This window comes from Streptomyces amakusaensis (assembly GCF_039532665.1).
In the GTDB taxonomy this organism is placed as follows: domain Bacteria; phylum Actinomycetota; class Actinomycetes; order Streptomycetales; family Streptomycetaceae; genus Streptomyces; species Streptomyces amakusaensis.
This window is the reverse complement of sequence record NZ_BAAASB010000010.1, coordinates 210,055-235,392: the sequence shown is the minus strand read 5'-3', so window position 1 is coordinate 235,392 and position 25,338 is coordinate 210,055. Positions and strand designations below refer to the sequence as shown.

General features: G+C 71.0%; 30 protein-coding genes. 21 read left to right on the top strand and 9 right to left on the bottom strand.

The features are described from left to right. Position 1: 1 nt before the first annotated feature. The gene (locus ABD371_RS19440; RefSeq protein ID WP_344478657.1) at positions 2-499 is read right to left on the bottom strand and encodes a hypothetical protein; all 498 of its coding nucleotides are present in this window, start codon (positions 497-499) and stop codon (positions 2-4) included. 148 nt (positions 500-647) lie between these two features. Here ABD371_RS19440 and ABD371_RS19435 point away from each other — a divergent pair, with 148 nt between their 5' ends. The 3 genes from ABD371_RS19435 to ABD371_RS19425 are packed head-to-tail and all read left to right on the top strand — an operon-like array spanning position 648 to position 3,955. Continuing rightward, a complete protein-coding gene (locus ABD371_RS19435) occupies positions 648-1,067 on the top strand; it encodes a helix-turn-helix domain-containing protein (RefSeq protein WP_344478655.1) in 420 nt (139 codons plus the stop codon). Between the two features lie 10 nt (positions 1,068-1,077). Further along, entirely contained in the window at positions 1,078-1,494 is a 417-nt protein-coding gene (locus ABD371_RS19430) for a VOC family protein (protein ID WP_344478654.1), read from the top strand. A 52-nt stretch (positions 1,495-1,546) separates the two neighbouring features. Beyond that, entirely contained in the window at positions 1,547-3,955 is a 2,409-nt protein-coding gene (locus tag ABD371_RS19425) for an ATP-binding cassette domain-containing protein (protein ID WP_344478652.1), read from the top strand. 53 nt (positions 3,956-4,008) lie between these two features. Here the strand turns inward: ABD371_RS19425 and ABD371_RS19420 are convergent, their stop codons facing one another. Beyond that, positions 4,009-5,010 (bottom strand): helix-turn-helix domain-containing protein, encoded by a 1,002-nt coding sequence (locus ABD371_RS19420; protein ID WP_417801415.1) that lies wholly within the window; start codon positions 5,008-5,010, stop codon positions 4,009-4,011. Between the two features lie 171 nt (positions 5,011-5,181). Here ABD371_RS19420 and ABD371_RS19415 point away from each other — a divergent pair, with 171 nt between their 5' ends. From ABD371_RS19415 to ABD371_RS19400, 4 genes are all read left to right on the top strand, one after another. Then, a complete protein-coding gene (locus tag ABD371_RS19415; RefSeq protein WP_344478648.1) occupies positions 5,182-6,117 on the top strand; it encodes an NAD(P)-dependent oxidoreductase in 936 nt (311 codons plus the stop codon). Positions 6,118-6,216: 99 nt separating this feature from the next. Continuing rightward, positions 6,217-6,987 carry an SAM-dependent methyltransferase gene (locus ABD371_RS19410; RefSeq protein WP_344478798.1) on the top strand — a complete coding sequence of 257 codons (771 nt, stop codon included), beginning with the start codon at positions 6,217-6,219 and terminating at the stop codon, positions 6,985-6,987. A 337-nt stretch (positions 6,988-7,324) separates the two neighbouring features. Continuing rightward, on the top strand, positions 7,325-7,498 hold the full coding sequence (locus ABD371_RS19405; protein ID WP_344478647.1) for a hypothetical protein: 174 nt from the start codon (positions 7,325-7,327) through the stop codon (positions 7,496-7,498). After that, positions 7,491-8,483, top strand: coding sequence for a DUF1109 domain-containing protein (locus ABD371_RS19400; RefSeq protein WP_344478645.1), 993 nt, complete (start codon positions 7,491-7,493; stop codon positions 8,481-8,483). The genes ABD371_RS19405 and ABD371_RS19400 overlap by 8 nt, the downstream gene beginning before the upstream one ends. A gap of 79 nt (positions 8,484-8,562) precedes the next feature. On the opposite strand, the gene ABD371_RS19395 is transcribed toward ABD371_RS19400, so the two are convergent. From ABD371_RS19395 to ABD371_RS19375, 5 genes are all read right to left on the bottom strand, one after another. Then, complete coding sequence (locus ABD371_RS19395; RefSeq protein ID WP_344478644.1) at positions 8,563-9,231, bottom strand: isochorismatase family protein; 669 nt, start codon at positions 9,229-9,231, stop codon at positions 8,563-8,565. A gap of 163 nt (positions 9,232-9,394) precedes the next feature. Next, complete coding sequence (locus ABD371_RS19390; protein ID WP_344478642.1) at positions 9,395-9,871, bottom strand: MarR family winged helix-turn-helix transcriptional regulator; 477 nt, start codon at positions 9,869-9,871, stop codon at positions 9,395-9,397. A gap of 185 nt (positions 9,872-10,056) precedes the next feature. Beyond that, positions 10,057-11,232 (bottom strand): DUF418 domain-containing protein, encoded by a 1,176-nt coding sequence (locus ABD371_RS19385; RefSeq protein WP_344478640.1) that lies wholly within the window; start codon positions 11,230-11,232, stop codon positions 10,057-10,059. 135 nt (positions 11,233-11,367) lie between these two features. Next, positions 11,368-12,231 (bottom strand): ABC transporter permease, encoded by an 864-nt coding sequence (locus ABD371_RS19380; RefSeq protein WP_344478639.1) that lies wholly within the window; start codon positions 12,229-12,231, stop codon positions 11,368-11,370. Then, positions 12,228-13,142, bottom strand: coding sequence for an ABC transporter ATP-binding protein (locus tag ABD371_RS19375; RefSeq protein WP_344478637.1), 915 nt, complete (start codon positions 13,140-13,142; stop codon positions 12,228-12,230). Before ABD371_RS19375 ends, ABD371_RS19380 begins: the two co-directional genes overlap by 4 nt. 218 nt (positions 13,143-13,360) lie before the next feature. On the opposite strand from ABD371_RS19375, the gene ABD371_RS19370 reads away from it, so the two are divergent. From ABD371_RS19370 to ABD371_RS19360, 3 genes are all read left to right on the top strand, one after another. Further along, positions 13,361-14,317, top strand: a complete 957-nt coding sequence (locus ABD371_RS19370) for a helix-turn-helix domain-containing protein (RefSeq protein ID WP_344478635.1) — start codon at positions 13,361-13,363, stop codon at positions 14,315-14,317. 56 nt (positions 14,318-14,373) lie between these two features. Beyond that, positions 14,374-15,570 (top strand): hypothetical protein, encoded by a 1,197-nt coding sequence (locus ABD371_RS19365; RefSeq protein ID WP_344478634.1) that lies wholly within the window; start codon positions 14,374-14,376, stop codon positions 15,568-15,570. Positions 15,571-15,795: 225 nt separating this feature from the next. Continuing rightward, complete coding sequence (locus ABD371_RS19360; RefSeq protein ID WP_344478632.1) at positions 15,796-16,284, top strand: beta-class carbonic anhydrase; 489 nt, start codon at positions 15,796-15,798, stop codon at positions 16,282-16,284. Between the two features lie 60 nt (positions 16,285-16,344). Here the strand turns inward: ABD371_RS19360 and ABD371_RS19355 are convergent, their stop codons facing one another. Next, the gene (locus tag ABD371_RS19355; protein ID WP_344478631.1) at positions 16,345-17,028 is read right to left on the bottom strand and encodes a hypothetical protein; all 684 of its coding nucleotides are present in this window, start codon (positions 17,026-17,028) and stop codon (positions 16,345-16,347) included. 158 nt (positions 17,029-17,186) lie between these two features. Here ABD371_RS19355 and ABD371_RS19350 point away from each other — a divergent pair, with 158 nt between their 5' ends. The 10 genes from ABD371_RS19350 to ABD371_RS19305 all read left to right on the top strand — a co-directional run bounded on the left by ABD371_RS19350 (position 17,187) and on the right by ABD371_RS19305 (position 23,309). Further along, positions 17,187-17,456: a hypothetical protein gene (locus ABD371_RS19350; RefSeq protein WP_344478797.1), complete on the top strand. Its 270-nt coding sequence runs from the start codon at positions 17,187-17,189 to the stop codon at positions 17,454-17,456. 92 nt (positions 17,457-17,548) lie between these two features. After that, positions 17,549-18,190 carry a TetR/AcrR family transcriptional regulator gene (locus ABD371_RS19345; protein ID WP_344478629.1) on the top strand — a complete coding sequence of 214 codons (642 nt, stop codon included), beginning with the start codon at positions 17,549-17,551 and terminating at the stop codon, positions 18,188-18,190. Then, complete coding sequence (locus tag ABD371_RS19340) at positions 18,180-18,800, top strand: hypothetical protein (RefSeq protein ID WP_344478628.1); 621 nt, start codon at positions 18,180-18,182, stop codon at positions 18,798-18,800. The genes ABD371_RS19345 and ABD371_RS19340 overlap by 11 nt, the downstream gene beginning before the upstream one ends. Continuing rightward, positions 18,793-19,401, top strand: a complete 609-nt coding sequence (locus ABD371_RS19335) for a GNAT family N-acetyltransferase (protein ID WP_344478626.1) — start codon at positions 18,793-18,795, stop codon at positions 19,399-19,401. Before ABD371_RS19340 ends, ABD371_RS19335 begins: the two co-directional genes overlap by 8 nt. Next, positions 19,298-20,161, top strand: coding sequence for a flavin reductase family protein (locus ABD371_RS19330; RefSeq protein WP_344478624.1), 864 nt, complete (start codon positions 19,298-19,300; stop codon positions 20,159-20,161). The genes ABD371_RS19335 and ABD371_RS19330 overlap by 104 nt, the downstream gene beginning before the upstream one ends. A gap of 264 nt (positions 20,162-20,425) precedes the next feature. Then, on the top strand, positions 20,426-20,677 hold the full coding sequence (locus tag ABD371_RS19325) for a hypothetical protein (protein WP_344478623.1): 252 nt from the start codon (positions 20,426-20,428) through the stop codon (positions 20,675-20,677). Positions 20,678-20,753: 76 nt separating this feature from the next. After that, a complete protein-coding gene (locus tag ABD371_RS19320) occupies positions 20,754-21,593 on the top strand; it encodes a beta/alpha barrel domain-containing protein (protein WP_344478621.1) in 840 nt (279 codons plus the stop codon). Positions 21,594-21,644: 51 nt separating this feature from the next. Next, entirely contained in the window at positions 21,645-21,785 is a 141-nt protein-coding gene (locus ABD371_RS19315; RefSeq protein WP_344478619.1) for a hypothetical protein, read from the top strand. 186 nt (positions 21,786-21,971) lie between these two features. Beyond that, a complete protein-coding gene (locus ABD371_RS19310) occupies positions 21,972-22,595 on the top strand; it encodes an LLM class oxidoreductase (RefSeq protein ID WP_344478618.1) in 624 nt (207 codons plus the stop codon). Between the two features lie 102 nt (positions 22,596-22,697). Continuing rightward, the gene (locus ABD371_RS19305; RefSeq protein ID WP_344478616.1) at positions 22,698-23,309 is read left to right on the top strand and encodes a malonic semialdehyde reductase; all 612 of its coding nucleotides are present in this window, start codon (positions 22,698-22,700) and stop codon (positions 23,307-23,309) included. On the opposite strand, the gene ABD371_RS19300 is transcribed toward ABD371_RS19305, so the two are convergent. After that, complete coding sequence (locus tag ABD371_RS19300) at positions 23,282-23,701, bottom strand: winged helix-turn-helix transcriptional regulator (protein WP_344478613.1); 420 nt, start codon at positions 23,699-23,701, stop codon at positions 23,282-23,284. The genes ABD371_RS19305 and ABD371_RS19300 overlap by 28 nt on opposite strands. Before the next feature lie 89 nt (positions 23,702-23,790). Here ABD371_RS19300 and ABD371_RS19295 point away from each other — a divergent pair, with 89 nt between their 5' ends. Beyond that, the gene (locus tag ABD371_RS19295) at positions 23,791-25,335 is read left to right on the top strand and encodes an MFS transporter (RefSeq protein WP_344478612.1); all 1,545 of its coding nucleotides are present in this window, start codon (positions 23,791-23,793) and stop codon (positions 25,333-25,335) included. Positions 25,336-25,338 lie beyond the last annotated feature (3 nt).

Below are 25,338 nucleotides of genomic sequence, written 5' to 3'. Positions count from 1 at the left end.
CCTAGCCGGCCGCCCCGGCGGGCCGCCCCGAGCCGACCATGAACCGCCACACCAGACCGTGGCCGAGAAGGATCAGCAGGCTCAGCAGGATCGCCTCCGCCTGGATCGGCCGGAGACCGAGCGGGTCCGCCAGCTCGGGGGCGAGCCCCACGACCGCGATCAGCAGATAGACGGCCGCCGCCCCCAGCTGGGGCAGCACCAGGGAGGCGGAGGAGTCGTCCCGGGAGCCCTGAGCCAGCAGACGCAGCGTCGACAGACAGCCGACCACGGAGATCACCACAAAGCCGGCCCGCCAGATCCCCGGCGTACCGGTACCTCCCACCTGCGCGAACAGCCCCATCAGAGCCGGCAGCAGAAAGGAGAGGTAGATCCCGCCCACGATCCGGCGCATCGCCGGGACCCGCATCCAGTCGGGATGGCTCTGCACCACGTTCCACCAGAGTCCGACCAGGGTGAAACAGGTGGCCGAGAAGAGTGCGTAGAACGTGCTGACATCCACCGGGCCTCCTGCGCAGCCTCCGCGCCCGCCGCGGCTTCGCGGGCGCGCGGACCGAGCGTCCCACGGCCGTGCCGCCCCCGTGCCGCACCGACACCCCCACAAGCCCGAGCGCCGGGCGCGCCCCGGCCGCCGTGCGATGCTGGTGGGCATGACCCTGGAAGACCTGGTACGGCTGCGCCGCGCGCGGGATGCGATGGACCGCGACTACGCGCGGCCGCTGGATGTGCCGGCGCTGGCGAGAGTCGCCCTCATGTCGCCCGGGCACTTCTCCCGCAGCTTCCGGGCCGCCTTCGGGGAGACGCCCTACAACTATCTGATGACTCGCCGTGTCGAGCGCGCGAAGGCCCTGCTGCGGCGCGGCGACCTGAATGTCACCGAGGTCTGCCTCGCGGTCGGGAGCACCTCGCTGGGATCGTTCAGCTCACGCTTCACCGAGCTGGTCGGCGAGACCCCCAGCGCCTACCGGGCCCGCCGCCACGAGGCCGGTGCCGTGATCCCGGCGTGCGTCGCCAAGATCCGCACGAGACCGGTCAGGATCGGAGAAGCGAAATCCGCCGCCGCCTCGTAGGTTCGAAGGCATGAACATCAAGCTCTCACAGTGCTTCATCGCAGTCGACGACCACGACAAGGCGCTCGCCTTCTACCGCGACGCCCTCGGCCTGGAGGTACGGAACGACGTCTCCTTCGAGGGGATGCGCTGGGTGACCGTGGGCTCACCCGAGCAGCCCGATGTGGAGATCGTCCTCGAACCGCCGCTCGCCGACCCCACCGCCTCGCCGGCCGACAAGCAGGTGATGGCGGAGCTGCTGGCCAAGGGCGTACTGCGCGGAGTGATCTTCTCCACCGACGACTGCGACGCCACCTTCGAACGCGTCCGGGCCGCCGGCGGCGAGGTGCTCCAGGAGCCGATCGACCAGCCCTACGGCGTCCGCGACTGCGCCTTCCGGGACCCGGCCGGCAATATGCTCCGCTTCACCCAGCCCCACCAGCGCTGAGCACCGCACCGACGGAGACCGCCGGAGCGGTCTCGAACACGATGGAGAGACGATGAGCAAGGCCAAGAGGACGGACACGCCGCCGCCCGCGTCGCACACCGCCGACAGTCACGATCTGATCCGTGTGCACGGCGCGCGCGTGAACAACCTCAAGGACGTCAGCGTCGAGATACCGAAGCGCCGGCTGACGGTGTTCACCGGCGTCTCCGGCTCGGGCAAGAGTTCGCTGGTGTTCGGCACGATCGCGGCAGAGTCGCAGCGGCTGATCAACGAGACCTACAGCGCCTTCCTCCAGGGCTTCATGCCGTCGCTGGCGCGGCCCGAGGTCGATGTGCTCGAAGGGCTGACCACCGCGATCGTCGTCGACCAGCAGCGGATGGGCGCGGACCCCCGCTCCACCGTCGGCACCGCCACCGACGCCAACGCGATGCTGCGCATCCTCTTCAGCAGGCTCGGCCTGCCCCACATCGGCTCGCCCAACGCCTTCTCCTTCAACGTCCCCTCCGTCCGGGCGAGCGGCGCGATCACGGTCGACCGGGGGGCCGGCAGCAAGACCGTGAAGCAGACCTTCACCCGCACCGGCGGCATGTGCCCCAACTGCGAGGGCCGGGGCACGGTCTCCGACATCGACCTCACCCAGCTCTACGACGATTCAAAATCCATCGCGGAGGGCGCGTTCACCATCCCCGGCTGGAAGTCGGACAGCTGGTGGACCGTGCGGCTCTACGCCGAGTCCGGCTTCCTCGACCCGGACAAGCCGATTCGCAAGTACACCAAGAAGGAGATGCAGGACTTCCTCTACCGCGAGCCGACCAAGGTGAAGGTCGAGGGCGCCAACCTCACCTACGAGGGACTCATCCCCAAGATCCAGAAGTCGTTCCTCGCCAAGGACCGGGAGGCGATGCAGCCGCACATCCGGGCCTTCGTGGACCGGGCGGTCACCTTCACCTCCTGCCCCGAGTGCGAAGGCACCCGGCTCAGCGAGGGCGCCCGCTCCTCCCGGATCGGCGGGATCAGCATCGCCGACGCCTGCGCGATGCAGATCAGCGATCTCGCCGACTGGGTCCGCGGCCTCGACGAACCCTCGGTGGCACCGCTGCTCGCCACCCTGGGGCAGACCCTCGACTCCTTCGTCGAGATCGGGCTCGGCTATCTCTCGCTCGACCGGTCCTCGGGAACGCTGTCGGGCGGCGAGGCGCAGCGCGTCAAGATGATCCGCCACCTCGGCTCCTCGCTCACCGACACCACCTATGTCTTCGACGAGCCGACCACCGGGCTGCACCCCCATGACATCCAGCGGATGAACAAGCTGCTGCTGCGCCTGCGGGACAAGGGCAACACGGTACTCGTCGTGGAGCACAAGCCGGAGACGATCGCGATCGCCGACCACATCGTCGACCTCGGCCCCGGCGCGGGCTCGGCGGGCGGCCGGGTCTGCTTCGAGGGCACCGTCGACGGGCTGCGGGCGGGCACCACCGTCACCGGCCGCCACTTCGACGACCGGGCCGCCCTCAAGAAGGCGGTACGGGAGCCCACCGGCAAGCTGGCGATCCGCGGTGCGAGCACGCACAACCTCCGCGACGTCGACGTCGACATCCCGCTCGGGGTGCTCACCGTCGTCACCGGCGTCGCCGGCTCGGGCAAGAGCTCCCTCGTGCACGGGTCGCTGCCGCACCGGTCGGGGGAGGCCGGCGCGCATGTGGTCTCGATCGGCCAGGAGGCGATCCGCGGCTCACGGCGGAGCAACCCCGCCACGTACACCGGGCTCCTCGACCCGATCCGCAAGGCGTTCGCGAAGGCCACCGGCGCGAAGCCGGCGCTGTTCAGCGCCAACTCCGAGGGGGCCTGCCCCAACTGCAAGGGCGCCGGCGTCGTCTACACCGACCTGGCGATGATGGCCGGCGTGGCCACCACCTGCGAGGAGTGCGAGGGGAAGCGGTTCCAGGCGGCGGTGCTCGAATACCGCCTCGGGGGCCGTGACATCAGCGAGGTGCTCGCGATGCCGGTGACCGAGGCCGAGGAGTTCTTCGGCTCGGGCGAGGCACGCACCCCCGCCGCGCACGCCGTCCTCGGCCGCCTCGCCGACGTCGGACTCGGCTACCTCAGCCTCGGACAGCCGCTCACCACGCTCTCCGGCGGCGAGCGGCAGCGGCTCAAGCTGGCCACCCACATGGCGGAGAAGGGCGGCGTGTACGTCCTCGACGAGCCGACCGCCGGCCTCCACCTCGCCGATGTCGAGCAGCTGCTCGGCCTGCTCGACCGGCTGGTCGACTCCGGCAAGTCGGTCATCGTCATCGAGCACCACCAGGCGGTCATGGCCCACGCGGACTGGATCATCGACCTCGGCCCCGGCGCGGGCCACGACGGCGGCCGGATCGTCTTCGAGGGAACCCCCGCCGACCTCGTCGCCGACCGCTCCACCCTCACCGGTGAGCACCTCGCGGCCTACATCGGCGGCTGACCGGCTCTTCCCTCTCGCCGCCCGGCCCGTCCTCCCCGCCCGGTGACCCGTGCTCACCGGGCGGCGGAAGGCGGGCCGTTCACCGCCCTGGGGAAGGCCCGCCGGTACGCGCCGGGCGACACCCCCACATGCTTGACGAAGTGGTGCCGGAGATTGTTGGCCGTGCCGAGCCCGCTCAGCTCCGCCACCTTCTCGACCGGCAGCCCGGTGGACTCCAGCAGCGCCTGGGCCTGCCCCAGCCGCTGCTGGAGCAGCCAGCGCAGCGGCGTCGTCCCGGTCGCCGCGTGCAGCCGCCGGTAGAACGTCCGGGGGCTCATCGCGGCGCGCCGGGCCAGGTCGTCGACGGTCAGCGGATCGGACAGCCGCTCACGGGCCCACTCCAGCACCGGCCCCAGCCCCTCGTCGTCGGTGGCCGGCACCGACGACTCGATGAACTGGGCCTGCCCGCCCACCCGGTGCGCGGGCACCACCATCCGCCGCGCCAGCTGATTGGCGACCCGCGCGCCCAGATCGCGGCGGACCAGATGCAGACAGAGATCGAGTCCGGCGGTCAGCCCCGCGCTGGTGAGCACATCGCCGTCGTCCACATAGAGCACCGAGTCGTCCACCTCCACCTCGGGATGGCGCTCGGCCAGTTGAGCGGTGTGCATCCAGTGGGCGGTCGCCCGCCGGCCGTCGAGCAGCCCCGCCGCCGCCAGTGCGAACGCCCCGGTGCACAGCGACACCATCCGCGCGCCCGCTTCATGGGCCAGCCGCAGCGCCTCCACCAGCTCCGGCGGCACCGGCGCGCCCTCGTCCACACAGGCGTCGGGCACCGACGTCACGATGACCGTGTCCGCGCCGATCAGGCCCTCGGGCCCGTAGGGCGTCCGCAGTGACAGCCCGGCCGCCCCGTCCGCACCGCCGTCGCCCCACGCGCCGCCCCCGACCTCGCAGAGCCGCAGTTCGTACCAGCGGTCGGCGAGATCGGGCTGCGGCTTCCCGAAGACGGTGCAGGGGATGCTCAGTTCGTACAGGTCCCACGAGGGGACCCCGATACCGGGAGGCACGACCAGGGCGACGGAACCAGCGCTCATGCCCCGAAGCGTATGGCAGGAATGTGGTGCCGCCTGTCACTCCTGTCACTGTCCCGGGCGGGCGCGCGCTGAGAGCGTTGTCCGTACGCGATCGAACGCGTACTCGAACGCAAGAAGCGCAAGAACCGTGAGAAACGCAAGGAGCACCACATGAACACCGGCCTTCCCGCCGTCACCGTCATCGGACTGGGTCTGATGGGATCGGCACTGGCCACCGCCCTGCTCGAACAGGGGCACCCGACCACCGTGTGGAACCGTTCGCCCGGGAAGGCCCTGGCCCTGGCGGAGCGGGGAGCCCGGGTGGCCGCCACCCCCGGGGAGGCGGTCGCCGCCGGTTCGCTCGTCGTCGTCTGCGTACTGGACCACGACGCCGTGCACGGCGTACTCGACCCCGTCGCCGGGTCCCTCGCAGGCAAGACCCTGGTCAATCTCACCTCCAACTCCCCGGAACAGGCCGAGGAGGCCGCCGCGTGGGCCCGGGCACACGGAGCCGAGTACCTCGACGGCGCGATCATGACCACCCCGCCCGGGGTCGGCGACCCGGGGCGGATGTTCCTGTACAGCGGCGCGCCGGAGGTCTTCGAGGCACACCGGGCCACCCTGGCTGCCCTCGGCGACCCCCTCCACCTCGGGACGGCCCCGGGCCTCGCCTCGCTCTACGACGCCGCCCTCCTCGGGCTGATGTGGTCCACCCTGACGGGCTGGCTGCACGGCACCGCCCTGGTCGGCACGGAAGGCACGAGCGCCACCGCCTTCACCCCGATCGCGATCCGCTGGCTGGCCACCGTGAACGACTTCCTCACCACCTACGCCTCCCAGGTGGACGCCGGCAGCTACCCGGGCGACGACGCCACCGTCGATGTACAGATCTCGACGGTCGACCACCTCATCCACGCGGCGGGGGAGCGCGGCCTCGACAACGGACTGCCCGAACTGCTCAGGGCCACCATGAAGCGCGCCAGCGCGGCGGGCCACGGATCCAGCAGCTACGCGAGCGTGATCGAGGTGCTGAAAAACCCCAAGAGCACGGCGGGCGGGGCGAATACGGCGGACACTCGGGACGCCGGGCACACCCCGGGCCGGTGAATCCGGGGCGCGCGGTACGGGGATACTGGGCCGACCGACCACGACCAGGAGGTTCACCGCGTGAGCGCCGACACACAGACCGAGGGGCAGGGGACGATCATGGACACCTCGCTGCCGCACTCGGCCCGGATCTGGAACTACTGGCTGGGCGGGAAGGACAATTACGCCATCGACCAGGAGGTCGGCGAGGCGTTCCGCGCGCAGTTCCCCGGGGTCGTCGACCTCGCCCGCGACTCCCGGGCGTTCCTCGGCCGGGCCGTGGAGCATCTGGCCGGCGAGGTGGGCATCCGTCAGTTCCTGGACATAGGCACGGGCCTGCCCACCGCGAACAACACCCATCAGATCGCCCAGCGGGTCGCGCCCTCCTCGCGCATCGTCTACGTGGACAACGACCCGCTGGTCCTGGCCCATGCCCGGGCCCTGCTGGTCGGCACCCCGGAGGGCGCCACCGACTACATCGACGCCGATCTCCACGACCCCGAGGCGATCATCCGGCAGGCGGCGCGGTCGCTCGACCTCACCCGGCCGGTGGCGCTCACGCTGATGCAGGTGGTGGGCCATGTCACCGAGTACCGGCGGGCCCGCTCGATCGTGGACCGGCTGATGGCGGCCCTGCCGTCCGGCAGTCATCTGGTGTTCAACGACAGCGTCGACACCAACCTGGCCAACGCCGAGGCCACCCGCCGCTACAACGAGAGCGGGGCCGCGCCCTACTTCCTCCGGAGCCACGAGGAGATCGCCGGGTTCTTCGAGGGCCTGGAGCTGCTGGAGCCCGGCGTCGTGCCGCTGGCCCACTGGCGGCCGGACCCTTCGGCCACCGGGCCCGAGGGCGACACCATCGCCCTGGGCGGGGTCGGCCGCAAGAGCTGAACCGAACGGACCGGCGGCCGGGTGATTTCCGTACCCGGCCGCCGGTCCGTCGCGTTGCGTTCCGGCCGCGCCGTCCGCCGGATTCGCTCGTACTCGAAAGGGTTTTCGACGAACCGTTTCTACTCTCGTCGTAAAAGGCGATGTAATTGCCGGATAAACCGCCCGTGCGGCCTAAAGATATCGCCCGGTTGCTGCACATCAGGGGTCTGATTCTGTCGTTATTCGGAATATGACGAGAACGAGGACTCCATCCCCGGCCGCCGCCGGACGTGCCGCCGGCCCCGCCGCGGTCACCATGGGCGCATGGGCATTTGTCTCAGGCTCGGGCGGAGAGGCGATGCTTCAGCAGGAGGACCGGCGTATCGAGCTGACCTACGCCTCTTCGGTGCTCAGGGATCTGCTGGCGGCGATCGGCCAGATCCAGGCCGACTTCCACCGGCTGTCCGGCACGCCGCACGAGTCCTCGGCCGGGCACGGCGACGAATGGACGGGGCGCGTCGTCCATGTATGACGAGTACGACACCTATGGCGGTGCCGCCCCCTACCCCGACCGGAGCGGATACGTTCCCTGGGAGGACACTTATATTCCGGTGCCCGGCGACCCGATGACCGTCTATCAGCCGGTCGTTCCGGTGGGAATGGAGCAGCTGGACGCCACATGGGACCCCACCGAGGAACTGGAACAGCTGCTCCAGACCTCCGACACCCATGAATTCGATCTCGCTCCCGCTCACGCTTCCGCCCATGTTCACGGCCATGTCCACGATCACGCGCACGAATCGCCGGACGGCCTTCCGCACCCGGGTCTGCCGGGGCCCGCCGCCGGGCCGCTCAGGCCCCCGCCCCACCGCCGTCGCCGCAGGCAGCCCGCCCGGAGCCCCCGGGCGGTGCTGATGCGGGTCGTCAGCTTCCTCATCGCGGCGGTCGCCGCCGTCATCGTCTCCATGGTGAGCGCCCTCGGGGTCATGATCGCGCTGGACCCGCTGCGGAGCATCGCCGACCCGCGCATCTCCCAGGGGCTGGTCAGCTGGTGGCCGTTGCTGGTCTACGGCCCCTGGACCGTCGCCTCCCTGTCCATCCTCCGGGCCTCGCTCCACCGGCGGCGGGCGGTGCACTCCTGGTCCGTGGTCCTCGCCTTCTCCCTCCTCGCCACGCTGCTCTGTGTCGCCCAGGCCCCCCGGACATTCACCGACGCGGCGGCTGCGGCCCTGCCGTCCCTCGCCGCCCTGGCCTGCTTCCAGCAGCTCGTCCGTCTCATCACCATGCTCCGGCCCCCTCGTCAGGCCGGCGCACGCCACCGCCATCGCACCCCGCCCCCGCCGCCGCCCCCGGCCGAGCACCGTCAGCCCGCCGACCAGCGCCCGCCCACCGAGCCTCCCGGCAAGGCCACGCTCGCCCCGCCGGTCGAGCAGGAAGCCGCCGTTCCGCGCGGCAGACCGCCCATGGACGGGGGCTTCCCCCGCCCGCAGCCGCTCCGGCGCGGCGGATTCCACTGAACCCGGCCATGACGCGGCTCGGCGCGGCCCGCCCCGGAAGTGGGGCGGACCGCGCCGAGTGCTGTGGCGGGTACGGAGGTCAGCCGCGGCTGTCGCCGGAGCCGGAGCCGGAGCCGGAAGCGGAGGCGTGGCTGGCGCTCACCGCTCCGTAGAACGGCATCGCGAGGTTGCCGAAGATGTCGGCGGTGCCGGGGCCGCCGGGGTTCTTCCAGTCGCGCAGCAGCTCGGAGATGACTCCGACGGTGCTGTTGAGCGTGGCCCCCGCGTTCTGCAGACGGAAGAGGGAGGTCTCCCGCGCCAGGGTGTTCGTGGTCCCGGAGGCGTCGAGCACCGAGTGGACCTTGTAGCCGCGGCCGAGGGCGGAGAGGGAGGCGAACATCAGGCAGACGTCGGTGATGACGCCCGCGATCACCAGGTTCGGCCGGTTCATCGCGCGGACCGCCTCGTCGAAGGCCGGGTCGTCGAAGGCGTCGACCTCACCGCTGCGGTGGATGATCGGAGTCCCCTGGGGAAGCTCCGCGACCAGCTCCGGCAGGAGCGGGCCGTTGGGTCCCTGGGGGGCCGAGGTGGTGGCCACGATCGGGAGACCGAAGACCTTGGCGGTACGGGCAAGCGCCTGGGCGTTGCGGCGGACCTGGTTCTGGTCGTGGTCCTGGACGCCCAGTATCAGACCGCTCTGGTGGTCGACGAGCAGGATGCCGGTGTTCTCGGGGGTCAGCCGGTCGGTGAGGTAGCTGTTGCCGCTCATGTCCGCTTCCTTGAGGTCGGGCCGCCGGGGCGGCCGTGGCGAGAGCCTGTGCGAGCAGTTTGTTGCTTGCGCATTCATCATAACCATGCCCGTGCGGGATCTGTTCCCGGTCACTCGGAAAAGCCCGGAACCCTTGTGCCGCAAGGGTTCCGGGCCCGCTGTCTCACTCGGAGACGTCGCACTCCCTCGGCTGCCCGCCGGCCTTCAGCCGCCCGAAGACCCCGTGCAGAGCCAGCAGCTCGTCCTGGGAGAGGGGATCGGAGAACGACCGTTCCACCACCTCGGCATTGGTCCGCACCGCCTCGCGCAGCAGCTTCCGGCCCGAGTCCGTCAGAGTGATCATCGCGCCCCGCTGATCCTCCTCGATCGGGGTACGGGTGACCAGACCGCGCTGCGCCAGCCGGTCGCAGAGCCTGCTGACCGCGCTCTGGGTGAGGACGATCCGCTCCTTGAGGTCCTTCAGCCGGGTGCCGGCCAGGGGGATGTTCACCAGCGCGTCGAACTCGCTCACCGACAGACGGTGACGCTCCGCGAGCTCGTGCTCGATCTCTCCCAGCACCGCGTTGTGGACTTCCATGAGCGACCGCCACACCCCGACCTTGAACGACCGGGACATGGTGACGGGATCTGTCCGTGGCATGGTCCGCCTCCTCCTTGCGTGCGTACGCAACATTCTCGCAGGCGGAGCACGCCCGCCCCGACCCCGCGCACACCCGCCCCCGTTTCCCGCTCGCCGTACGCCGTACGCCGTACGCCGTACGCAACGCCATTCGTGCCGCTCGGACGTACGCGGGGTTCCCTCGGTTCCGCCTGGTTCCGCCGGCCTCAGCGGCGCAGCGCCCACCGCTGGAAGGATTCGAGCGGTCCCGCCCGGAAGCGCCGCAGCCACAGCGTCGAACCGATCATCAGCACGGCGCACACCACGGCCCACAGAGCCAGCACCCACCACGGCCGCCAGGAGTCGCCGAGCCGGTGGGCCAGCCCCAGGCCGATCCCGTACGAGACGAGCACGCACAGCACGTTCTGCAGCACGTACCCCGAGAGAGCGGTCTTGCCGACGCTGGTCAGACCGCGCATCAGCGGCCCCGGCCGGCGCACCCGGTCGACCAGCGCGCCGATCAGCCCCACATAGCCGAGCGCGGTGAGCGGCCCGCCGATGTAGCGGTCCAGAAGGAACAGCTCCGGACCCGCCAGCGAGGAGAGCAGACTGATCGGGAGTCCGAGCCCCAGTCCCCAGACCAGCAGCCGGGAGCGGATGCGCCGCCCGGTGGCGTCGTCACCGAACGCGCCCGCCCGGAAGAGCCGTACGCCCAGCAGGAAGAGGAAGACGAGCAGGAAGATCGTCAGCACCGGCTCCATCCGGAGGGCCAGGGCGTTCTCCAGCCGGAACGCGATCTGCTCCCCGTAGCCGCCGTGCGCGTACAGATCCCGCGCCTTCTGGGGGACAGGAGCCTCCGAGAATCCCCCCTCCGCCACCAGGACCACCGTGAGCACCCCCATCAGCGCCAGATGCACCCCCGCCGTCGACCACATCACCCGGCGCTGGATCGTGACCGAGCGGGCCAGCAGCCAGGCCACGAGCAACGCGGTGACCGCGTACCCCATCAGTACGTCCCAGGCGAAGACCAGGACGAAGTGCACCGTCCCCTCGGCGAACAGGAACAGGGCGCGCCGGGGGTAGCGGCCCGGCCAGGACTCGCCCCGGCGCGCCGCCGATCCGTACTGGATCGCCAGACCGACGCCGAACAGGATCGTCAGCAGCGACAGGAACTTCCCGTTCGCCAGCAGCCGCAGCAGACTCTCGACCGCGTCCGGGAACGAGGCGAGCCACGACTCGGACATGCCGCTGGAGAGAGCGCCCCACTCCGCGCCGGGGCTGGTGAATATCCAGACGTTGGTCATCAGGGTGCCGAGGATCGCCGCCCCGCGCAGTACGTCGAGGAGTGGCAGCCGGGCGGACGGTGCGGCCGGCACCGGTGGTGAGGTCAGGGTCTCGGTCATGTGTTCATCGTCTCGGCGGGTTCTCCCGGAGACCTCATGACCGCAGATGAACAGCGACTACACCGAAAGATGTAGCTGTTCGGGGACGGTGTCGGCCTCAGGCCGGAGCCGCGGGATCCGGGGCCGCCGGCCCGGCTACGCGGCGCGCCGCAGGGCCCTCTCGCGCCGCGCGGCCAGGCCCGATCCGGACTCCCGCCGCGCCATCCGGCGCAGCACGACCGGCGCCGCGGCCAGCCCCAGCACGGCCCAGACGCCGAGGACCCCGGCGGTCTCCAAGTGCCGCCAGGATGCGCCGATCTCGACGGCCGCCGCCGCGTCGGGGAGCAGGGCGGACCGCATGCCCAGACCGAGCCAGTAGACCGGTGTCAGCTGTGCCACCACCTGGAGCCAGTCCGGCAGGGCGGTGACCGGGTAGAAGATGCCGGAGACGGCGATCATGCCCAGGACCGGCAGCTGGATCAGCCCCTGGGCGCGGGCTCCGGAGAACACCGATCCGAGGATCGCGCCGATCGGCAGGGTGGCGGCCATGCCCAGCGCCAGCACCCAGAGCAGCGTGGGCCAGGAGCCGGGGCCGACGGCCAGGCCGTCGACGATGAACAGGGCGGGCACCAGGAAGATCGCGAGGTCGGCGAGGAGACCGCCGCCCACGGTGACGACCTTGCCGATGAGGTAGCCCCGCACGCCGTTGGGGACGGCCTTGGCGCGCAGCAGGGTGCCGTCCTCGCGCTCGGCGGTCAGATGCTGGCTCATGCTGACCATGCCGAGCGCGGCGTTCATGCCCAGGACGCTGGGCAGGGCCAGCGTGCCCAGCAGCAGCCCGTCACCGCCGAACTCCCTGTTCCGCACGGCGTACAGGACCGCGAGCATGAGCACCGGCCACAGCAGATGGGACAGCAGGTCCCCGCCGTTGGTGAAGGACTGCCGCAGCTCGATCAGGCCCCGGGCCAGACCGGCGCGCACCGCCGTGGCCGCGGGGGCCGCGGGGGTCGCGGGGCTCATCGGTTCGCCCCCGTCGCCTCGTGGGTGTCCGCCTCGTGCCGGCGGGACCAGGCCAGATAGGTGTCCTCCAAGGTGGCCCGGCGGACCTCCAGTTCGCCGATCGCCTCGCCGTACCGCTGGAAGAGACCACGGACGAACGCGGTCGCGTCGGGTGTCGACATGGTGAAGCTGCGGCCGTCGCGGGTCCAGCGGACCTCGTCCTCGCCGGTGAGCCGCCGGGCCAGTTCGCCGGCGGACCCGTCCGCGACGATCCGTCCCTGGGCCAGGATCAGTATCCGGTCGGCGAGTTTGCCCGCCTCGGCCAGATCGTGGGTGGTGAGCAGGACCGTCGTCGAGTGATCGCGGGCGATCCGGCGGACGAGGTCGTGGAACGCGTACCGGGCCTCGGGGTCGAAGCCCGTGGTCGGCTCGTCCAGGAACAGCAGCTCGGGACGGCCCACGAGACCGATCGCCGCGTCCAGTCTGCGCCGTTGACCGCCGGAGAGCGTTCCCGCCCTGCTGCCCGCCTGCTCCGTCAGACCGACCGCCTCGATGAGTTCGTCGGCGTCCCACGGCCGCCGGATCGTGTCGGTGGAGTAGGGGGCGTAGTACGTGCCGAGATGTGTGAGCAGCTCGCGCACCCGCCACTTGCCGTGGTCGCGCCAGGACTGGAGCACCACTCCCAGCCGGGCCCGCCACCGCTCGTCGCCGTGCGCCGGATCCGTTCCGAGGACGCTCACCCGGCCCGCCGACCGGACCCGGAAGCCCTCCAGGATCTCGATCGTGGTGGTCTTGCCCGCCCCGTTGGGGCCCAGCAGGGCGATCACTTCCCCCGGGCCGGCCCGGAACGACACGTCGCGCAGCACCTCCTTCGCGCCGTACCCCATCCGCAGACCGTCGACGTCGAGCACGGTTACCTCGTCCGCTGTCATGTCACCTTCCTCGGAGTGCCTTCACAGTGATGCGAAAGCTACGTTGCATTCAATTTTTCGTCAAAGTCGATCGAGTGAATTGCCCCTAGAAAGAAGGGTATTAATGGCGAGCATTGCAATGAGATAGTAGGTGAATGCAACGACACCCGGCGGATCGTTGCAATGATCTGAGGGTGAACGCATATACTGGACGGAGTTGAGGGCCGAGGGAGGCGCGAGTGCCGGGCGGAAGGCTGACGCATGAGGACCGCCGGCGGATCCGGGCGGGGCTCGACGGGGGACTGGGGTACGCGGAGATCGCCAGGGACCTGGAGAGACCGACGTCCACCGTGACCCGCGAAGTCGCCCGCAACGGAGGGCCCGAGGGGTATCGGGCCGACGGCGCGCACGAGGCGTCGAAGCGGCGCGCCCGGCGGCACGGGACCCGTGCCGCGCCCGCCGCCGTCCCGTCGCCCCTGACCGGCTCCTACGGCCGTGACCCGGACGCGGTCCGGGACTTCGCGGAGGAGTTCGCCGCGCTGATGGTCGCCACCGGCCTTCCGCGCATGGCGGCCAGGGTCCTCGCCCGTCTGGTCACCACGGATTCGGGGGCGCTGACCGCCGCCGAGCTGGTGCGCGGCCTGAAGGTCAGCCCCGCCTCGGTGTCCAAGGCCGTCGGATATCTCGAAGGCCTCGAAGTGGTCCGGCGCGAGCGCGAGGACCGCCGGCGGCGCGAACGCTATGTCATCGACGACGGCGTCTGGCTCCGGGCCTGGCTGACCAGCGCCCGGACGAACGCGATGTGGGCCGATGCCGCCCGGCGCGGCGCGGACCTCCTCCACGCCGCCACCCCCGCCGGGGCCCGGCTGGCCGAGATGGGCGGGTTCTTCGCCCGGCTCAGCGACGACATGTCCGGCGGCCCGGCCGGCCCCGCCGCCGACGACGTCCGGACGGTACTCGCCGCGCTGGTGACGGCGGGCGTCCCCCTCTCCCCGGAGGAGCTGGCCGCGGCACTCGACTGGCCCGCTCCGCGGATCCGCCGGGCCCTGGAGGCGGCGGAGCGGGATCCGCACGCCACCGACCCCCTCACCCTGCGGCGGTCCGCATCCGGCGCGCACACCGCCACCGCGACCCCCGGCCGTCTCACCGCCGCCCAGGGCGAGGCCCTGGCCCGCTGCCGGTCCTCGCGCCAGTAGTCCCGGCAAACACGACAAAAGCGCGGCCTCGGCCGGGCGGGCGGAATTATCACGCGGTGCACGTACAACCTTCTGAGGCGCTGACCGGTCTCCTCATCGACCAGTTCCATGGTCGTACCAATGAGGAGACCGACATTTCCGCCATACGTAAAACCCTGACCGCCGCCGCTGTCGTCACCCTGGTCGTGACGGGCGCAGCCGCGTGCGGAACGGTGGAGAACCTCTCCGCCGGGCAGAAGCTGGACCGGGCGTTCGAGAAGCTCGGAAAGGAGAAGTCGATCTCGCTGGAGCTCGATCTGGACGCCGACGCCCAGACGCTCACCGCCCTGGAGGCGGAGAGCTCCGGGCCCGGCGAGAAGATGCCCAAGGAGATCGCCGAGGCGTTCGCCGGCGGAAAGATCTCCCTCTCCGTCGAGTCGAAGAAGCCGCTCGCCGACTCGGGCGAGAAGGACCTCACCGGTATGGCGATGAAGTTCAGCACCCCGGACGGCGATGCCGTCGAGTACCGGCTCGTCGGCGACCACGTCTACTTCCGCCTCGACGCGAAGGTGGTCGCCGGGCTGATGGGGGAGCCCGCGCCGGCCGAGGACGAACTGCCCGAGAGCGCCGGACCGCTCAAGGGCCTGCTGGCGGGCGACTGGGTGAAGTTCTCGGCCAAGGAGGCCCGGCAGGCCACCGAGGAGATGAGCAAGGGCCTGGACGAGGCCGGTGCCGAGCCCTCGGCGGAGCCCACCCTCGACGCCGCGACGCAGAAGAAGGTGGTCGACGCGCTGAGCAAGGCCATCTCCCGCGAGACGGAGTTCAGCACCACCGAGGGCAAGGACGGCGCCGAGCGGATCACGGCCACCGCCTCGCTCCGGTCTCTGGTCACCGAGCTGATCGACACCCTCCGTCCGCTGGCGAAGGACCTGCCGCGGGGCGAGGACCTCCTGCCGACGGCCAAGGACCTCAAGGAGCTGCCGAACAGCAAGGCCAAGGCCGATTTCACCCTCAAGAACGGCTCGCTGAACGAGGTCTCCGTCGACCTCGCCGCGCTGGCGGAGAAGAAGAGCGCCGGAAAGATCGCGCTGGTTCTGCGCCTGGGGGAGGGCGAGAAGCCCGAGGCCCCCGCCGGTGCCTCCGAGGTCAAGATGGACGAGCTGATCGAGGGCTTCTTCGGCGGCCCGCCGGAGGAGATGCTCTCGGACGAAGAGCTTCCCCCGGAGATGCGGGCGGAGATGGAGGCGGAGATGGAGGCGGAGCTCCAGGGCTGATCCCCGGAGCGCGGTTCCCGCGACGGTTCGTCCCCGCGCCCCCGGACCGGCCGACTCGGCCGAGCCGGGGGCGCGGGGCGTACGGGCCTCATGTCCCAACGCGGCTTCATTGTCAGGTTATTGCTGGAATATTGCGGTCTCGTGTCGGGCCGGAGCGGGGCGGAGCGGGGCGTACCGGACGTCACTACGTTGGCCTCGTCACCGACGACAGAAAGCGAGACCGGCATGTCCGTAACCGACCAGTACCTCGCCAACAACAAGAAGTACGCGACGACCTTCGAGGGGCCGCTGCCCCTCCCGCCGTCCTCCCGGGTCGCCGTGGTCGCCTGCATGGACGCCCGGCTCGACGTCTACGGCATCCTCGGTCTCCAGGACGGTGAGGCGCATGTCATCCGCAACGCCGGCGGTGTGATCACCGACGACGAGATCAGGTCGCTCGCGATCAGCCAGCGTCTGCTCGGCACCCGCGAGATCATTCTCATCCACCACACCGACTGCGGAATGCTGACGTTCACCGACGAGGCGTTCGCCCAGCGGATCGAGGAGGAGACCGGTGTCAGGCCGCCCTGGGCGGCCGAGGCGTTCCCCGAACTCCACGAGGATGTGCGCGAGTCGCTCCGGCGCATCAGGACGAGCGCCTTCGTACCGCACACCGACTCGGTGCGCGGCTTCGTCTTCGACGTGGCCACCGGCCTGCTCGGCGAAGTGACCTGACCCCTTCTCCGTCCGCCGCCCGCGACCCGCGCCGCCGGTGCGCGGGCCGGGCGTGCTCCGTCAGGGCCTGAGGACGGCCGAGGGAAGCTCTCCCTCATGGGCCTGCCGCGCCCGTTCCGCGAACATCTTCGCCAGTGCCGTCAGCTCCGCGTCGGTACGGCGCGGCCGGTCGGCGTCGGTGTCCGCCCTGATCGAGAGCAGGGTGGGGCCGACCCGGATCTGGATGTTCGAGCCGTAACCGGTCTCGTGCTCGCCGCGCAGCGCGTCGCGGCGGTCCCCCGGGGTCCCGACCGAGGCTTTCTCCGCCGGGGAGAGCCAGCCCTTGGAGGCCTCCTTCCAGAGGAAGGGGTACGCGTCCGAGGCGGCGTCGGTGTCCTGGTGGGCGAAGACCTTGAACTCGACCCGCCCCTCGCCGTCCTTCTCCAGAACGGCGGTACCGACGTTCCGCGCCGCCATGCACTCCTTGGCCGTACCGCCCGGACACGCCCGCTCGGCATGGCCCTCGCTCAGATCCAGGACCGCCGAGCTGACGGCCTTCCACCGGGGGAGGTCCCCGGCCCGGGGCAGTACGGCCTTGACCTCCGCCGGAGTGAGCGCGGCTGCCGGTTCCCGCTCGCCCTCGGCCCGTGTGCCGCGCTCCTTCGCCGCGCTGTCGCCGCCCTCGCCACAGCCCGTCAGCAGCGGCGACGCCGCCGCGAGCGACATCGCGACCGCCGTGTGCCGTACGCGGAATCGGATCGTCATCTTCCCCCCTGTGCTTGATCGTTCGCTCATACGGACGATCTGTCCGCCCTCGCGGTTGCACCGGCGGCACGGGCTCCGCCCGGGGGAGCGCCCGCCGCCGGGGGAGTGGGGAGTGCGCGCGGGACGGACTGTCAGTGGCGGCTGCGATCCTGCTGGACATGGACGAGCAGTTGATGCGGGGCCGGGTCTACGGCTCCGACCACGACGACCCCGACCCGGGCCCCCGGCCGGGCCGTGACTACGCCGAGCTGGTGGGAGGTCCGCTCGACGGCCTGCTGCTGGATGTGACCGGCTGGACGGCCCGCCGGCTGGCCGAGGAGGCCGCCCTCCCCACGGAGATAGGCCGCTACGGCCCCGGTGGCCGCTCGGTCTACGCGCCGAGGCCCTCCGCCCCCGGAAAGCGGGACTGGCGGCACGACACGCCCTGACGACCCCGCCACACCCGTCCGCACAGGGGCGAGGCCGGGGAAACCATGAGGGTGTACTAGCGGTACACCCTCATGGTCTGTACTGTTGGTTCATGCCCCTTCCCCGCTTTCACCGGCTGCCCCCCGAGCGCCAGGCGTACATCCTGGACGTCGCGCGGCGGCACTTCGCCGAACACGGACCGGAAGCCGCTTCCTACAACAAGATCATTGAGGCGGTGGGCTTCTCGAAGACCGCCGCCTACCAGTACTTCGACGGCCGGGACGATCTGCTGTCGGCCGTTCTCGACGCGGTGCGCGAGCGGCTCTCCAGCGCACTGGGCCCCTGGACGGAGGCCCGCCGCGCCGAGGAGTTCTGGAGCCGGCTCGAACAGGGATCGTGGGCGCTGATCTCGCATCTGCACACACACCCGGAGGATCTGGCGCTCGCCGTCGCCGCGCTCGGAAAGGGGGGCGACGAGGAGTACCTCACCTGGTTCACGGCCGTGGTGGCGAACGGGCAGCGGCTCGGCGTCATCCGCACCGACGTCGACCGTGACCTGCTCGTCGCGGTGACCGCCGCCGTCTTCCAGGCCGCGGACGCGCGGACGCTGGCCCGCCTCCGCGCGTCCGACGCCGCCGAGACGACGGACCTTCAGCTGTGGAGCCTGCTGCGCGGACTGTGGAGCCCGCCCGACGGCCGGGGATCGGACGGCGGGCACTACGGAGACCGGAAGGGCGGGGACCTTGCGCACTGATCTGAACGTCGACTGGGAGATACCCCCGACCCCGGCCGGCTGGCCGGGGCGGCTGGAGCGGTTCATGGGGCCGGGCAAGTCCCGCTCCGAGTCCGCCGTGGAGAACGCGGGCCTGATCGGCTGCGCCGCCGTACTGGCCGCCGGGGTCTGGTCGAGCGGGGCCCACCGCGACTGGTCCGCGCTGGAGCTGACCATCGTCGTCCTGGCCGGTCTCGATCTCATCGGCGGCGTCCTCACCAACGCCACCAACGCCGCCAAGCGCTGGTACCACCGTCAGGACCCCGGGACCAGGCGCGCCCGGCTCACCTTCGTCGGCGCGCATCTGCTGCATCTGGGGGCCATGGGGCTGATCGTCCTGCCGTGGGACTGGACCTGGACCCTCGTCAACTCCGCGCTCCTGCTCACCGGCGCGGTCGCCGTGGAGTTCACCGCCCTGCATCTCAAACGCCCGCTCGCGATGGCCGTCTTCATGACCGCCGTCCTGGTCAATCTGTTCTGGCTGGAGACACCCGTGGCGCTCGCCTGGTTCGCCCCCCTGTTCTTCCTGAAACTCCTCGTCTGTCACCTCGTCCCCGAAGCACCGCTGAAGCGCCGGAGTCACCATGCCTGACGCCGTCGGCCTGTGGGAGATCGACGACCGGCCCGATTCCGACGCCTGCGCGGGAGTGCTGACCGACGCCTTCGCCCGTGAACCGGCCGCCTCCTGGATCTGCGGTGAGTCCGGCGCCGTGCGGCGGCACTGGTTCGCCGCCACCCTGCGCACCCAGACGGCTCTTCCCGGGGCCCGCCGCTACACCCTCGCCGGGCCCGGCGAACAGCCCCTCGGAGCCGCCGTCCTCACCCCGCCCGCCACCTCGCCCTCGCCCCTCGCGCAGGCCCGGTGGGCCGTCGGCACCCTCGCCCACTGCGGACCGGGGGCCTGTGCGCGAACCCTGCGCTACCTCCGCGCGGCCGAGGCCCAGACGCCGGAGGGGGCCTGGACGCTGGAGTTCCTCGGAGTCGTCCCCGCCGCCCGGGGCCTCGGGGCCGGAAGGCGGCTCCTGGACCGTCTCCTCGCCGACATCCCCGCCGCGGACGGCGTCTTCCTCAGCACGGCCGACCCGGCGAATGTGCCGCTCTACCGGCGCTTCGGGTTCACCGTCCTGCGCCGCGTCCCCCTGGGCCCCCTGGGTGTCGTCGCCATGTACAGGCAGCCCGCCGCCGGCGGGTGACGGCAGCCTGGTCTCTCCCTGTGCGAGTGCGGGAGCCGGCATCCATGGCGGGATCTCCCCGCGAGATTCGGGCCATCGAGCAGAGATCTATTGGCATATCTGTTCTGACCATGCATGCTTGTGGTCGCCCGGAGGGGTCCTCCGGGTGGATGGACGCCGACCCCCTGGAAGCCTTTTCCGTACAAGGGAATCCTCTGGTGCCACTGTTTGTCGGAGCAGTGGTACGTGCTCGATGAGTGGGGAGAAAATGCCTACGGACAACGCGCACAAGGTCTTAGGAGAGCAGGCCTCAGCGCCCTTCCGGTCCGTGCTCGGGAACTTCTGTTCCGGTGTCACGGTTGTCACCGCCACAAGCCCCGACGGGCCGGTTGGATTTACTTGTCAGGCATTCTCGTCGCTCTCCCTGGACCCGCCACAGGTCATGCTGTGCGTCAGCCGCACCTCGACCACCTGGCCGGTGATCAGCAAGCTCCGGCACTTCGGCGTCAACATCCTCGCGGAGGATCAGCGACGGCTGAGCGAGGGGTTCGCGCGCTCCGGAGGGGACAAGTTCGCCGGCGTCCCCTGGGACTGTTCGCCGGGCGGATCCCCGCTGCTCGCCGGCGCGTCCGCGTGGATCGAGTGCGAGCTGAACGCCGAGTACCCCGGTGGTGACCATGTGATCGTGGTCGGGGACGTCCGCTGGCTCCGCGCGGGTCCGTCCGAACGGCCGCTGCTGTATCACCGGGGCCGCTACACAGGCCTTCGCGCCTCCGGCTGACCGCTCCTCCCTTCCCCTCCCCGCCGCCCCCGGTCCCGCCATCGGCCCGACCGGTCCCGGGCGATCCCGATCACCCATCGCCCGCCCCCGCGCGGGCCGTTTCCCCTTCCCCGGCGTCGGCCCGTCCGGCCGTCCGCCTCGTACCAGGCAACCGATCAGCCATCTCTCGTCGCCTCAGAGCATCCTCGCGGCGCTTTCCCCGAGGCGGAACGAGCCGTGCCGCACGCCGCCGTGGCGCATCGCGGAAGACCGAGGAGAGCTCATATGCCGACAACCGCCCTTGCGTCCGGACTGCTCACCGGTCTCGACGTCTTCGTCGGCCGCCCGATCGTGATGATCACCAAGCAGCCGTTCGTCGAGTCCGCGAGCCACCTCCTCAAGGGCCTGCACCGGGTCGGCTCCGTACGGACCATCGACTTCGACGAGTTCCTCGACAAGCCCGGCCTGCTGACCGAGGCCATCCTCGCCGCCACCGAGCGGCAGCGCGAAGCCGTCGACGCCGGCTTCGTCGCCTGACCTCCCCCGGAGAACTCCCGGCCATCGATCGCCCACCCCACCGGAGGACCGTGTGTCCGACCTGTCCATATTGGGCATGCCCATAGCCAATCCTGTGATCGTCGGTTCCGGGCTGCTGACCGATCAGGAGCGCAATATCCGCAAACTGATCGAGACGGGCGCGGGAGCCGTCGTCACCAAGACCATCCATCCGAGCCCGCCCGCCGGACTGGCCGAACGCATCCTCCGGCTCCCCGTCGGAATGCTCAACAGCACCACCTACTCCAAACGCTCGGTCGCCCACTGGCTGGGAGTGCTGCGCTCGTTCGCGGACGACGGGCTGCCGGTGATCGCCTCGATCCACGCCGACAGCCCGGCGGAACTCGCCGTCCTCGCCGCCGAGGTGCGGAGCACCGGCTGCCGCGCGCTCGAACTCGGGATCTCCTGCCTCAACGAGGAGTCCGGGCTCCCCGACGACAACGCGGACCGGGTGTACTCGTACACCTCCGAGGTCCGGGCCCGCACCTCGCTGCCCGTCTCGGTCAAACTGGCCATCGGGGAGGGCCTGGAGGACCGGGTACGGGCCGCCATCGCGGGTGGCGCGGACGCCGTCACCCTCAGCGACACCATCTCCGGGGCCGCGGTGGCCCCGGAGAGCGGGGAGCTGGAACTCGGCGGGGTGTACGGCTACTCGGGACCCGGGATCAAACCACTGGTGCTCGCGGCGATCTGGCGGCTGCGCCGCCACCGGTTCACCCTCCCGATCATGGGGGTCGGCGGTATCGCCTCCGGCCGCGACGTCGCCGACTACCTCCAGGTCGGCGCGGACGCGACCCAGGTGTACACCGCCCTGCACACCGACATGTACACCACCTTGGACCGGATCGTCACCGAGGCCGCGGCGATCACCGCGCTGCCGCAGGTGGCGCTGACATGACCGGCCCGCGCCGGGAACCCCGCTTCTACGCGGACCTGCTCGCGGCTGCTGGTGGCCAACGGCCACTTCGAGAAAGAGCCGTTCATCTTTGAAGCGCTGGACCAGGTGCGTCAGCAGGGCGGGTTCGAGGGCAAGGAGGCGCTCGCCTTCAGCCGGTGGAGCCTGCTCCAGGAGCCCTGGCTCCGGGGCTGAACTGCTGTCCTCCACCAGCGGCTCCGGCGCGGACCTCGGCGAAACCCCCTTCCGCCATGTGGTCGCCGAGGCCGTCGCCCTGGTCCGGGGCGGCGAGGGGCTGCTCACCCGCGACCGGGACCACGGGGGAGACGCCCCCGAAACCGTACCGCCCACCACCGCCCGGACCGAGGGGTCAGAGACATTATGAGCCGCCCGTTCCACCTCGCCTTCATCATCAACTTCACCCCGGACGACTGGCAGGGCCCCTTCGGTTCGGGGAGCACGCCGTGGGACGGGAAGTTCCACACCGAGGTCGCCCAGGCACTGGAACGCGCCTGCTTCGACTACGTCATCATCGAGGACAAGCTGATGGTGCCGCAGAGCTACGGCGGCTCGGCCGAGGCCGTGCTCCAGCAGGCCATGGTCGCGCCCAAGCACGACCCGGTGCGGATCGACTTCCTGCGGTTCGAGCTGGACGAGCCGCTGCCGCGCAAGCTCACCACCAAGGGCGAGCAGGGATCGCTGGACAAGTCCCAGCAGTGGGGGAGCGGCAAGACCCTGCGTCAGCTGGCCGTGGACGGAGCGGGCGGCCTGGTCTCCTCGGCCGAGCTGGTCGGCACCCCGGACCAAGTGGCCGAACGGATGGGCGAGATCATGGAGGAGGTCGGCGGCGACGGCTTCATGACCACGACGCCGCTGCTCCGGCCCAACCGCCGCTACATCACGGAGGTCGCGGACGGTCTCGTACCCGCCCTCCAGCGCCGTGGCCTGACCCGCTCGGTGTACACGCCCGGCGCGACCCTGCGGGAGAACCTCAGGGAGTTCTGACCGTCCGAGGGCGGGTCGCAGTCGCCGCCGCCGTCGCCGGCGCGGAGGAGTCGGCGAAGGCATCCCGCCCCGCACCCCACCCGTCCCCATGGAGGAACAGAGATGACCCACGACCCCGCCACCGGGCTCGCCCTGGACGCCGCCGCCCAGAACCTGCTCTTCAAAGAGGCGTACACGACCAAGTCCTTCGCCCCGACCCCCATCCCCGAAGAGACGATCCAGGCCGTCCACGACCTGGTCAAGTACGGTCCGACGGCGTTCAACCAGCAGCCGCTGCGCGTCGTTCTCGTACGCTCGGACGAGGCGCGGGAGCGGCTGCTCGGCCATCTCTCTCGGGGCAATCGCGCCCAGTCCGAGACCGCCCCGCTCATCGCGGTCCTCGGCGCCGACCACGACTTCCACACCGAACTGCCCGAGCAGTTCCCGGCCTTCCCCGAGGCCGCGACACGCTTCTACGGGGATCCCGCCGTACGGGAGCGCTCCGCCGTGTTCAACGGAGCGCTGCAAGCGGCGTACTTCCTCATCGGGGTGCGGGCGGCCGGACTCGCCGCAGGCCCGATGACCGGGTACGACGCCGAGGGCGTGACGAAGGAGTTCTTCCCCGGCGGCGGCCACACCGTGCTCGCGGTCGTCAACATCGGTCTCCCGGCCGAGGGCGGCGCGCCCTCGCGCGGGCCGAGGCTGGCTTACGAGGCGGTCTTTTCCACCAGGTGACCGGTCTTCTCAGCCTGGTCGGAAGTCTGCCCGGGAGGCGGTCGCAGCGCGCTCGGCGGCCTCCCGTGGACGTCCAGGTACCAGCGGCCCCAGGAGTCGAGCATGCCCGCGATGGAGTCGAGGCCCCGGCCGGTCTCGGTCAGCGCGTACTCCACCCGGGGCGGCACCTCGCGGTAGACCGTGCGCTCGACCAGCCCGTCGGCCTCCATCTCGCGCAGCTGACGGGTGAGCATCCGCGCGGTGATGCGCGGCATACCGCGCTTCAGCTCGCTGAACCGCTGTGTGCCGCACAGCAGCTGCTTGAGGATCGCCAGCTTCCAGCGGCCGCCGAGTACCTCCATCGCGATCTCGATCGCACAGTAGTCCGGCGTGTCGTCGACGGTGCTCCGCATCAACGCCTCCCTTCGGTATACAGATTGGTACTATGGCACATAAATGACCGTACTTGCCAAGGCGATAGCCACCGCACGATAGTGCTGCCATGACCAACAGCACCGCACCGTTACGCTCCTCCCCGCCGCCGGCCGAGAGGACCGCGAAACAGCGCTGGCTGGTGCTGGCCGTGGTCTCCACCAGCCTGCTGCTGTGCGGGATCGACCTGACCGTGCTCCACGCGGCGGTGCCGAGCATGAGCACGGAGCTGCACCCGAGCAGCAGCGAACTGCTGTGGATCGTCGACATCTACTCGCTCACCCTCGCCGCGCTCCTGGTGACCTTCGGGACACTGGGGGACCGGATCGGACGCAAGCGGATGGTGCTGAGCGGCTTCGCGCTCTTCGGAGTGGCCTCCGCCGCCGCCGGCCTCTCCTCCACCACCTCGCAGCTGATCGCCTCGCGCGTGCTCCTCGGCGTCGGCGCGGCGATGATCATGGCGTCCACCGTCGCGATCATCCGGGTCGTCTTCACCGACGACCGCGAGCGCGCCCTCGCCATCGGCGTCTGGACGGCCGCCCACAGCGTGGGCGCGACCCTCGGCCCGCTGGTGGGCGGACTCCTCACCGAACAGTGGGGATGGGGGGCCGCCTTCCTGGTCAATGTGCCGATCGCCCTGATCATCCTGGTCGTCGGCGCGTATGTCATCCCCGAGTCCCGCAACCCCCGGCCCCGGCAGTGGGACCTCGCCAGTGTGGCGCTCTCCGTCACGGGTCTGGCCGGTGTGGTGTACGCCCTCAAACAGGGCGGCGAGCACGCCGGCGTCGACACGGTGATCGTCCTCACGGCGGTCGGCGGCGCGGCCCTGCTCCATGTCTTCGTCCGCCGACAGCGCCGGCTCACCGAACCCCTCCTGGACTTCGGACTCTTCTCCGACCGCCGCTTCGCCGCCGCGACACTGTGCGTCATCGGATGCTTCGGCAGCTATGTCGCACTGCTGTTCTTCCTCACCCAGTGGCTCCAGAACGTCGGCGGATTCTCCCCGGTCGCCGCCGGCCTCGCGCTGATGCCGCTCGCCGCCGCCAACGCCGTCGGCGCGACCACCGCGCCCTGGCTCTCCGCCCGCTGGGGCAACCGCTGGGTGCTCACCGCGGCCCTCGGAGTCTTCGCCCTCGCCATGCTGTTCATGGCGCTGGTGGGCGACACCGGAGCGTACCCCCTGCTCATCGCGCCCCTGGTGGTCGCCGGGTACGGGGCGGGCATCGTGATGACGCTGGGCGCGGACTCCATCATGTCCGCCGCCGACCCGGACCGCTCGGGCGAGGCCGCCGCCATCCAGGAGACCTCCTTCGAGCTGGGAGCCGGTCTCGGCGTCGCCGTCCTCGGCACCACGCTGACCGCCGGTTACCGGCTCGCGATGCCGGACACCCCGGGCCTGAGCGAGTCGGACCGCGAGGTGGTCGAGGAATCCTTCTCCTCGGCCCAGGAGTTCGCCGAGAAGCTCGAACCGGGGGCCGTCGGCCAGGTCGTCGACGCGGCCAGGGCCGCGTACGACCAGGGCTTCACCACGGTCGCCGTGCTCGCCGCGATCGGACTGACCGGCACCGCGGTCCTCGCGGCCGTACTGCTGCGCCCGCGCCCCGCCGACGGCTGACCG